The organism is Halorubrum sp. GN12_10-3_MGM (assembly GCF_005435235.1).
Taxonomy (GTDB): Archaea; Halobacteriota; Halobacteria; order Halobacteriales; family Haloferacaceae; genus Halorubrum; species Halorubrum ezzemoulense.
This window is the reverse complement of the sequence record NZ_SGUB01000053.1, coordinates 1-7,361: the sequence shown is the minus strand read 5'-3', so window position 1 is coordinate 7,361 and position 7,361 is coordinate 1. Positions and strand designations below refer to the sequence as shown.

Genomic DNA, 7,361 nt, shown 5'->3' with positions numbered 1-7,361 from the left:
GAGGCAGTCGTGGGGCGGGCAGAGGCGACGCAAGCGCCGCAGGGGCGAGTGAAGCGAGCGACGAGGAGCGTGGTTCGAGAGAGCGAAGCTCTCTCGTCGTCACGAGACGCCTTCGGCGTCTCGAACGACAGCGAGCGTCTGCCCGCCCCGCGGCTGGGGCTCCGGCGGTGGTCACCTCAGATAGGCGCTAATAAACGAGGCCAACAGACGGCCGAGAAGTCGAGGTTTCGGGCGTTCACGCGGACGGACGAACCGCTACACCCGAGCCGAATTAAAAGAACGTCGCGAGCCCCAGCGCTTCGAGGAGCGGGACCCCGGCGGCGATCGAACCGATCAGATACCCACCGATCGCGCCGCCGTTCAACAGCGGGAGCCCCGCGTGCGCTCGCCCCCGAATCACCCACCGCATGAGGACGAGCAGCCCGCCGAGGGTCCCGACCATCGCGAGCAGCGCGGGGAGGTTGACGCCGAGGAGGGGGACGGCGAGGTTCGCGGCCGGTGAGAACGTCGCCGCGCTGGCGATCAGCACCGTCGGGATGACGGCGTCGCCGAGACCGATGAAGAAGGCGTCGCGGTCGCCCGGCTCGGGCGAGTCCGGAACCTCGCCTGCCGCGTCAGCGTCCGGGCTCGTGTCAGCCGCCGCGTCTACATCGCCTTCCGCTTCCGCGTCGGTTTCGCTGTCCGCATCGACCTCCTCGTCCGCGTCGACCCCCGCGGCCTCGTCGCTGGCCGCCTCTCCGTCGAGCAGGGAGTACGACACCGACAGCGGGATCACCAGCACGACCGGGATGTTCAGGTCCATCACGCCCTCCGCGAGCGACAGCATGTGTTCGGTGCCGTAGACGGAGACCGCGTCGTAGACGGCGAGGACGGCGAGGAGGATCAGCGCGGGCAACAGGCCGAAGGAGATACCGAACAGCCCGGCGGCGCCCGCGCCCATCAACACCCCCGCGGTGTCGATCACGTACCACTCGGGGTGGACGAGCAGGCCGACTGCGACCGCGACCGCGGGGACGGCCGCCGCGAGCGGCGGGACGAGCGCGGAGAACACGTACCACGAGAGCCACGCCGAGACGCCGACGATCAGCAGCCGGATCGCCCCGTCGAAGTCGTACCGGAACGCCGCCAGCATCACTCCGGTCATCGCGACGATGGCGACGACGTACAGCACGCTGTTCGCGGGGTTGTCGGGGTTCTCGACCGCCTGATAACCGCTCGCGGCGAACTCCGGGACCAGCGCCAGCGCGCCCACCTGAACGACCAGGAACAGCCCGACCACGAAGGCGACGCCGCGGTACTCGCGGGGGAACATTCGACCGTCGGTTCGTCGGCCGAGGGTTTCGTCCTTGCGCTTCGGGCCGCGGGCGCCGACGGTACCGACCGCTATCGAGGAATCGGCGGCGCACAGAAACGGGTTCGGGCTCGGTGTGGGAGCGGGTGGACCCGAACCCAAGCCGACGGACGACGGACGGTGGAAGCGAGTGGCCGGCCGGCCCGCCCGAAACGGGATGGGGCCGGCCGGATTCGTCCGCGGCATTTACCTACTCAGCCGAGCGACGTAAGAACGTATCGCCCGAGTTATCAGCACGGATATTTTCATTGGCGGACCGGACGATGAGCCGTGGCGGAGGCTCACGGCTTGGAGATGACGGAAGGAGATGAGTCGAGGAGCGGTGGGCGAAAGGGGAGGAGTCGAGGAGCGATGGGCGAAAGGCGAGGCGGCGGCGAGAGGCGGCGGGCGGCGGCCGGACAGCGGACCCCCGGGCTGTCGTCGGCGTCGCCGCCCAAGCGGTCGGGACGGGCGCGCGGATCGATTAACGCCGAATTCCAACGAGAAAAGCGTCGGTCTTCGGCAAAATAGGGTACGTGCCTCACGCGTATAAATGTGTGAGATCCGGATCCGGTCGAGGGGGCGTTCGTCGCGGGAGACGACGCGCCGCGAGCCGGCTCAGCGACGGTCGCGGAGCGCGGGGAACTCCTCGCGGACCGTCGCGACCCGCTCGGGGTCCACGGCGGCGGTGACGACGCCCGGTTCGTCGCCGACCGACGCGAGCGCGGTCCCCCACGGGTCGTACACCGCGCTCCGCCCGCAGAGTTCGTCGTCACCGAACCGACCGCTCCCGTTGACCGCGGCGACGTACGTCAGGTTCTCGATGGCCCGCGCCCGTCCGAGCGTCCGCCAGTGCTCGATCCGCGGATACGGCCACGCGCTCGGGACCAGCACGCACTCGACGCCCCGATCGGCCATCGCGCGGAACTGTTCCGGGAATCGGAGGTCGTAGCAGGTCGTCACCCCGACCGTGACGCCCGCGAGGTCGACCACCGGCGTCCGCTCGCCGGGCACCATCCGGTCCGTCTCCTCGGAGCCGTAGCCGAACAGGTGCCGCTTCCGGTAGACGAGCCGGCGCTCGCCGTCGGCGTCGAAAAGCACCGCGGCATTCGCGAGCCCGGACTCGGCCGGGACCGCCAACCCGTCCGCGGCCGACGCCGACAGGTCCTCGACGACCGTGCCGGCGAGCACGGCCACGTCGTTCGCGTCGGCCGCGGCCGCGAACCGGGCGAGGCGGTCGCCGGCGAGGCTCTCCGCGGCGCGGCCGTACGAGTCGAACGCGAAGTACCCGACGTCGAACAGCTCGGGGAGGACGACGAGGTCCGCGCCCTCGGCGGCGGCCCCCCGGACGCGGTCGAGCGCCCGCGCGACGTTCGCCTCGACGTCGCCGCCCTCGACCGCCAGCTGGACGCCGGCGAGCCTCATGCCGGCGAGGCGAGCGAGGCCCGGAGCGCGTCCTCCAAGTTGTCCAGTTCGGCGTCGAAGTTGCGCTTGAAGAAGGACTCGACGCCCGGGAGGCTCCCGTCGACGACGAACTCGTTGGCGAGCCGACAGCCGCCGTCGTCGGTCTCGGTGATCTCGTGTTCTCCGGTCACGCGGAACGCCCGCGACTTCCCGACGAACTTCACTCGGTTCGGCGGGTCGCGCGCGACCTCCTCCGTCTCGACGTCGATCGTCGAGCGGATCATCGGTATCGGGAGCGCGACGTGCCAGGTCGCGGTTCGGTCGTCGTGAACTTCGAAGGAGTCGACCACGCTGATGGCGCCCGCGCGCTGCTCCGCGTCCGAGATGAACGCCCACACGTCGGCTGGCGGCGCGTCGAACTCGAACGTCCGGGAGACTCGAACGGTCATACGTCTCCGTTTAGGGCTACGGGTGTTAAAATTGCGCGTCGACGGAGTCGACCGCGAAGGACGGGGCGGGGCGCCGGGGGATCGCCGGCGCGAGCCTCACCCGTCGGGCGTCACGCGCCAGGTCGTCGACTTGGCGCGACCCCACTTCTCGATGTCGACGTCGTCCGACTTCTCGGCGAGGCGGGGGAGCCGCGAACCGACCTGTTTCGCGGTGAGTCCGATCGCGTCGGCGATCGTCTTCGAGCGAACGTACCGCTCACCACGGGTGACGCTGTCCGTGAGGTACGCGAGGATCCGCTGTTCCTCCTCGGTGTACTCGCTCATTGTCCCGTCTACGCGTCTGACGCTATTAACGGTTTCTCGTTCTGGAACCGGACGGCCGGTCGACGGCGGGGAGCGCCCGGTCAGCTGAACAACTGAACCGCGCCGACGGCGAGCGTCGCGAAGACGAACGCGCCCGCGAACCCCCACGCTTTCCCGAGCTGCCCCGGGTACGCTAGCATCACCACGGCGCTGACGGCCGCGACGGCGCCGAGCGCGAGCGCGACGCCGACCTCTTTGTCCGATTCGATGGAAGCCTCGCTCATACGAACCGCTTCGCGGGGGGCCACTTAGTTCATACGAACCGCGTGACGCCGACGGCTGGTAGTCACCGGAGGCAGCCGTGACGCAGGCGCCACGCCCGCCTCAGATGATCTCGACGTGTTCGGACGCCTCGTTGAGGGCGAGATTCGCGGCGATCTCGGCGTTCCGCATGGCGTACTCGGCGGTGTGCTGGAGACTGACGAGCACCTCGCGGGTCATGAGCAGCGTCTCGTTGTCCAGGTCGTTCGGCAGCTCGTCGAGGATCTCCTGTTCGCGGTCCTCCAGCCGCGAGAACAGGTCGCGGCACTCGACGGTGAGGTCGTAGTCGCGCTCGACGACGGCGCGGACCGCGAGCGCGGTCAGCTCGTCCACCTGATCGGTGAACTCGCGGATCTGCCGCATCGTCGCGCTGTCGACGTCGAGGGTGTGCCCGTCGGCCTCCATCACGATCTCGGCGATGTCCTCCGCGTTGTCGGCGGTGAGTTCGAGGTTCTTCGCGACGGAGCGGTAGCCGATGAGCGGGAACCCCTCTTCCAAGCCCACGGCGCGCGCGAGGTTCGGGTTCTGGTAGGCGGTGAAGATGAGCCGCAACAGGAGGACGAAGATCTTGTTCGCCTGCCGCTCGCGGTTGAGCGCGCGCTGCGCGAGGTCGGGGTTGCCGTGCGCGAGCGCCTTCACGCCCTCGCCGCGCATGGTGGAGCCGGTGTTCTCCAGCCGTTCGAGGAGGTTGTCGAGGGTGAAGTCCTCGGGGTCGACGGAGCAGCGGATCGAGATGTCCTCGGGCGTCTCCTCGATGACGCCGAGCCCCATCAGCTGGGTCTCCGCCTTGTAGACGGCGTTGATGTGTTCGCTGTCGAGCGCGCCCTCGCTGCGGACGTGGATCACGCGCCGCCCCAGCACGTACTGCGCGACGATCGCGCGTTCGAGCGAGCGCGCGTCGAGCGCGTCGGCGTTGATCACCGCCTCGGACTCCTCGGAGCTCACAGACTCGGGAAGCACCGTGAGGGTCCCCTTCCCACCCATTCGGAGCGACACCTCGTCGCCTTTGTTCACGCCGTGTTCCTGCGCCCACTCGGCCGGAAGGGTCATCGCCAGCGTCGACGGCCCCAACCGTTGGACCTTCCGCGTTTCCATACGCCACCGTATCGCGGGATAGACCTTAACCTTGTTCCCATGTTCATTATACGCAGCATCGAATATACAAGGTGATCGAGCCGGGCCGAAGGCCGACGGATGTCGACCGCGTCCGTCGACCGCGCAACAGCGCGTTCGATCCGCGCGTTTATGTCGGTCAGGAAGGGAGAGATGGTATGACCGAGCGGGTACTCGTCGTCGACGACTCCTCCTTCCAGCGGACCGTCGTCCGCGACGCGCTGGAAGACCGGTTCGAGGTCGTCGACGAGGCGGAAAACGGCGCTGAGGCGGTCGAGCTGTTCGAGGCGTACGAGCCGGACGCGGTGTCCATGGACGTCGTGATGCCGGAGATGACCGGGATCGAGGCGACCGCGGCGATCAAAGACCGGTGGCCCGACGCGGTGATCGTGATGTGTACGAGCGTCGACCAACAGGAGAAGATGATGGAGGCGGTGAAGGCGGGCGCCGACGGCTACGTGACGAAGCCGGTCGACGCTGCGGAACTGGTCGGCGAGTTCGAGAGCCACCTCGGGTAAACGCCCTTTCGGAGTCGAGTCTCGACGAGGAGAAGTGTGCTCCCGCGGGGACGGTCAGGCGGGGTCGAACGAGCGGAGGATCGCTGCGAGCGCGCTCGCGAGTTCCTCAAACCGGTCTATCTCCATCGAGTCGGTGGTCGCCCAGACGCCGTGGTCGTTCGCGATCACGCGCGTGAGGTAGCCGTTCACGAACACGCGAACCGTGAACCGGTAGTCGCCGAGTTGGGTGTCCGCGTACATCGACTGCGCGTGGAACCCCTGTCGCTCGTTCTCGGCGAAGCCGACGAGATCGGCGGTCTGGCTCAGGTCGCTGCGGAGGTACAGCTGGTCGATGTCGTCGTGCGTGAAGTAAGTGAGGCTCCGCAGTTCGTCGCCCGTCGCCGTGCGAGCGGCGCTGAGCAGTTCGTCGACGCGTACGTCCGAGGGCTGAGACATACACACATGATCAGTGTTCACATACATGAGTGTGGGTGGTCGCGGCACCCACGGACGCGGCGCCGGCGAAGGCGACGACGCCCGGAGGGGACCGTCGCGGCGGCGAGGAGGGACAGAGTTTAGCGACTCCCCCGTGATCGCTCGTCTGATGACCGATCACGACGGCGTCTGCGTCCTGTTGCCGACGATGAACGAGGCCGAGACGGTCGCACGCGTCGTCGCGGACTTCCGGGACGCCGGATTCGAGAACGTCTTGGTTATCGACGGCGGCTCGACGGACGACACGCAGTCGATCGCCCGCGATTCCGGCGCGCGCGTCGTCGAACAGTCCGGCCGCGGGAAGGGGCAGGCGGTCAGGGAGGCGGTCCGCGACCACGTCGAGGCCCCGTACGTGCTGATGGCGGACGCCGACGCCACGTACGACGCGGACGACGCGGCGGCGATGCTCGACCCGCTCTTCGACGGCGAGGCCGAACACGTCGTCGGCGATCGCTTCGCGGACATGCGCCCGGGTTCGATGACGCGCCTGAACCGGGTCGGCAACCACCTGATCAACCTCGCGTTCCGGGCGATCCACCGCGAGGACTACGGCGATATCCTCTCGGGATACCGCGCGTTCACCCGCGAGTCGTTCCTGCGACTCCACCTCACCGCGGACGGGTTCGGTATCGAGACCGAGATGGCCGTCGAGTGCGTGAAGAACCGCGTCCCGGTCGCCGTGGTCCCGATCACGTACCGAGAGCGGCCCGGCGGCTCCGCGACGAACCTCCACCCTGTCCGGGACGGCGGGGTGATCTTCCTAGAGCTGTACCGGAAGGCCAAGACGAACAACCCGCTGTTCTACTTCGGGAGCGTCGGCGTGGCGTCGACGGCAGCGGGAATCGCGATGGCGTCATTCGTGCTGTACCGGTACCTCGCGTTCGGGATCAGTCACGAGGTGGTCGCCGTCGGCGCGGTCGGCGCGACGATCCTCGGGATCCAGCTGCTCGTGTTCGGCTTCCTCGCCGATATGATCCACACCCTCCACCGCGAGCAAATCGCACGCTACGAGCGGGCCGTCGGCGGCGGAGCGACAGGGGGCTCTGCGGCGGCCGGCGACGGCGGGGAGGCCTCCAGACCGGACGAAACTCCCGAAGCGAGAGAACCGGAGCGGTGACCCGCCGAGAGCCTGACGCGGTCAGCGAGCGAGACCGACGCGACGGTTAAGCCGGGGAGAGCGAGGACGACCGACGAACCCCGAACCGGAGAGCGGCGGACGGCGATCCGCCTCGCGAGGGCAGACGACCGAAGCCGACTCGCACGCCGCGATGACGGGAGAGACGCTGTCTACGTTTCGCTTCCGAGAGGGACAGAAAACCATATTTCCGGTAAAATGTGCGTTCCAATCATGAATACGTCTCTAAGACCGGCGATCACTAACACGGATGTAAGATGATCGTCCCTAACAACTATCCATAAGTCTGAAGTTTTTTATACACACAATCTTAC

At 68.0% G+C, this 7,361-nt stretch carries 9 protein-coding genes; 2 read left to right on the top strand and 7 right to left on the bottom strand.

Annotation, left to right across the window (positions count from 1 at the left end; genetic code table 11):
- Window positions 1–271: 271 nt before the first annotated feature.
- From EXE47_RS18145 to EXE47_RS18120, 6 genes are all read right to left on the bottom strand, one after another.
- Entirely contained in the window at window positions 272–1,312 is a 1,041-nt protein-coding gene (locus EXE47_RS18145; protein WP_094519233.1) for a presenilin family intramembrane aspartyl protease PSH, read from the bottom strand.
- Window positions 1,313–1,948: 636 nt separating this feature from the next.
- Window positions 1,949–2,755: a carbon-nitrogen family hydrolase gene (locus EXE47_RS18140; protein WP_049931255.1), complete on the bottom strand. Its 807-nt coding sequence runs from the start codon at window positions 2,753–2,755 to the stop codon at window positions 1,949–1,951.
- On the bottom strand, window positions 2,752–3,183 hold the full coding sequence (locus EXE47_RS18135) for a CoxG family protein (RefSeq protein ID WP_049931256.1): 432 nt from the start codon (window positions 3,181–3,183) through the stop codon (window positions 2,752–2,754). Before EXE47_RS18135 ends, EXE47_RS18140 begins: the two co-directional genes overlap by 4 nt.
- A 96-nt stretch (window positions 3,184–3,279) precedes the next feature.
- The gene (locus tag EXE47_RS18130) at window positions 3,280–3,507 is read right to left on the bottom strand and encodes a hypothetical protein (protein WP_004598402.1); all 228 of its coding nucleotides are present in this window, start codon (window positions 3,505–3,507) and stop codon (window positions 3,280–3,282) included.
- An 80-nt stretch (window positions 3,508–3,587) separates the two neighbouring features.
- The gene (locus tag EXE47_RS18125) at window positions 3,588–3,770 is read right to left on the bottom strand and encodes a hypothetical protein (protein WP_049931257.1); all 183 of its coding nucleotides are present in this window, start codon (window positions 3,768–3,770) and stop codon (window positions 3,588–3,590) included.
- A 100-nt stretch (window positions 3,771–3,870) separates the two neighbouring features.
- Window positions 3,871–4,902 carry a phosphate uptake regulator PhoU gene (locus EXE47_RS18120; RefSeq protein WP_049931258.1) on the bottom strand — a complete coding sequence of 344 codons (1,032 nt, stop codon included), beginning with the start codon at window positions 4,900–4,902 and terminating at the stop codon, window positions 3,871–3,873.
- 176 nt (window positions 4,903–5,078) lie between these two features.
- Here EXE47_RS18120 and EXE47_RS18115 point away from each other — a divergent pair, with 176 nt between their 5' ends.
- Window positions 5,079–5,438 (top strand): response regulator, encoded by a 360-nt coding sequence (locus tag EXE47_RS18115; protein WP_086215864.1) that lies wholly within the window; start codon window positions 5,079–5,081, stop codon window positions 5,436–5,438.
- A 54-nt stretch (window positions 5,439–5,492) separates the two neighbouring features.
- On the opposite strand, the gene EXE47_RS18110 is transcribed toward EXE47_RS18115, so the two are convergent.
- Entirely contained in the window at window positions 5,493–5,873 is a 381-nt protein-coding gene (locus EXE47_RS18110; protein WP_089307909.1) for a hypothetical protein, read from the bottom strand.
- A gap of 148 nt (window positions 5,874–6,021) precedes the next feature.
- Between EXE47_RS18110 and aglJ the strand changes: the two genes are divergently transcribed.
- A complete protein-coding gene (aglJ, locus tag EXE47_RS18105; protein WP_137708619.1) occupies window positions 6,022–7,029 on the top strand; it encodes an S-layer glycoprotein N-glycosyltransferase AglJ in 1,008 nt (335 codons plus the stop codon).
- Window positions 7,030–7,361: the final 332 nt, after the last annotated feature.